Genomic DNA, 947 nt, shown 5'->3' on the forward strand with positions numbered 1-947 from the left:
GGTCAACTGGGAGGCCAGCCACGTCGGTACGTTGCCGAGCAGCCGGAAGAGACGGGTCGCCTCGGCACGCAGCCGGGCGGCCACCTCCGGTTCCGGCTCCGCCTCGGCGAGCGAGGTGAGCGCCGGGGCCGTACCCACCAGGAAGCCCAGCTCCTCACGGATCCGCAGGGACTCGGCGAAGCCGTGCCTGGCCTCCGCCAACTCCCCTTCGCGCAGGGCGAGTCCGGCCAGATGGCGCCAGGTGGAGGAGAGCAGCAGCTGATCGCCGTGGGCGGTGGCACCCGCGTGCGCCCGGCGGTACGCGGCCTTCGCCGCCTGCGGGGAGTCGGCGAGGTGCTCGGAGATCAGGCCGCGCCGGTAGTCGAGCAGGGGGCGCGGAGGTGCGCCGGGGGCGATCAGGGCGGCGGCCCGGCCGAGCGCGGAGCGGGCCTCGTCGGCGCGGTCCCGTACGCCGAGGACCGTTGCGGCGTACGCCAGTTGACCGCGCTCACAGGCGGCCGCGCCGCGCTCCTCGTCCGTACCGGCGAGCGCCTCGGCGGCGCGCAGGGCGTCCTCGGCGTCGCTCCAGCCCTGCTCGGTGAAGAGGCAGCGTTCCACGAGGAGCGCGGTGCGCTGGAGCGCGGCGGCCGGACTGTTGTCGGGGGCGAGCAGTGCCGCCGCGTCGGTCCAGCAGCCGCGGGAGCGCAGCCTCCAGACCGCGGTCTGGACTGCGGATGCCCGAGCACTTGGTGCGGGTGCGGACACGGAACCAGAACCAGACATGGCGGTGTCCGCCACATTCCCCTCCCCGGAGCGCGCGTATTGAGCTGTGGCCCGCATCTCAGCACGGAACCCTGCGGGGCGCCAAGGGGGTGGGTGAAGGAATTCACAAACTCGCGGTTTTCCGCACCTCGGAAACACACTTCCAAAACTGGGCTTCTGGGGCCCCGGCCAGCGCACCCCCGACC

Annotated in this window: 1 protein-coding gene; it reads right to left on the reverse strand. The window is 73.5% G+C overall.

The window, feature by feature from the left end:
- A partial coding sequence (locus GUY60_RS37930) for a hypothetical protein (RefSeq protein WP_161706036.1) occupies window positions 1-762 on the reverse strand: 762 nt, incomplete at its 3' end.
- Between the last annotated feature and the right edge of the window lie 185 nt (window positions 763-947).

It is taken from the genome of Streptomyces boluensis, from assembly GCF_009908195.1.
Classification (GTDB): domain Bacteria; phylum Actinomycetota; class Actinomycetes; order Streptomycetales; family Streptomycetaceae; genus Streptomyces; species Streptomyces boluensis.